Source organism: Acinetobacter sp. NIPH 298, assembly GCF_000369505.1.
In the GTDB taxonomy this organism is placed as follows: Bacteria; Pseudomonadota; Gammaproteobacteria; order Pseudomonadales; family Moraxellaceae; genus Acinetobacter.
In genome coordinates this window covers 73,019-74,441 of the sequence record NZ_KB850053.1, presented here as the reverse complement: position 1 = coordinate 74,441, position 1,423 = coordinate 73,019, and the positions used below count along the sequence as shown (strand labels likewise).

1 pseudogene is annotated in these 1,423 nt (G+C 49.1%); it reads right to left on the bottom strand.

From position 1 onward, the window contains the following. Positions 1-49 precede the first annotated feature (49 nt). Positions 50-1,423: pseudogene (locus F903_RS16760) on the bottom strand (hypothetical protein); the annotation flags it as partial.

The window sequence follows — 1,423 nt, the reverse complement described above, 5'->3', positions numbered from 1 at the left end:
ATATAAAAAAACCGCTGAAATATCAGCGGTTTTTTGTATTTAAACAGGATTAGAAAAGGTTGGTACTTTCAAATAGTTGTTCAGTGAGATTGATGTTTGAAACTGAAAGATGGTCAGTAAGGTTTGTACCTGAACTGCTAAGAGAGAAGCCTTGAGAAGACGTTGTTGCGCCTAGAACAGAATTCAAGATGCTATCTACACCATTACTACTGCTACAACCACAGTCACCCACACTAACTGAAAGTAAATCACTTAAGTTTCCAACGATATCGCCACTGAGGATATTCGTTATTGGCGTTAATGGACCGCCGTCAATACCGCCGCCGATACCACCAATAATGCCAGTAATTGAACCAAGAGGACCGCCATCACCGCCACCAATACCGCCTATGATGCCAGTGATTGCACCTAACGGACCGCCATCACCACCGCCAATACCACCGATGATGCCACCACCAAGCAGATCTTCACCGACAACATGTTGGATAATATCAGCAGCAGTTGAACCATTATTGATGAGTGTACCGATTACGCCAGTAGCATTACCCATCGCGCCACCAAAATCAGCGCCAGCTAAATCAGAGATTGCTTCAAGTGTACCGTTGACGGTATCACGAGAAGTTTCAAAAGTGAGTGTGCCAAGATTTGCGAGATCACCAACAGGATGTTCTGCTTGAGGGAATACACCGATGATTGTGTCAGCGACAGTATTAATGCCTGTATTGATGATTTCAGTTTTGAGGCTTTCAACGCCTTGAAGAATATCAATACCCGTTTGGATGACACCTGTTACAGGGTTATTGCCAAGATCACCACCAGCAATGCCACCAATAATACCCGTTAAGATATCGAGCGGGCTGCCACCGTCGCCACCCGTAATACCACCGATAATGCCTGTGATTGGACCTAATGGACCGCCGTCACCACCGCCAATACCACCGATGACACCTGTGATCAGATCAAGAGGGCTGCCGTCACCGCCAGTAATACCACCGATGATGCCTGTGATTGCACCAAGAGGACCACCGTCACCGCCGCCAATACCACCGATGATGCCTGTGATTAGATCAAGAGGGCTACCGTCACCACCAGTAATACCGCCGATGATGCCAGTGATTGGACCAAGAGGACCTCCATCACCGCCGCCAATGCCACCGATGACACCTGTGATTAGATCAAGAGGGCTGCCGTCACCACCAGTAATACCACCGATGATGCCTGTGATTGCACCCAGAGGACCACCATCACCGCCGCCAATACCACCGATGATGCCTGTGATTAGATCAAGAGGGCTGCCGTCGCCACCAGTGATACCACCGATGATTCCTGTTATTGCACCCAGAGGACCGCCATCACCGCCGCCAATACCACCGATGACACCTGTAATTAGATCAAGAGGGCTGCCGTCGCCACCCGTAATACC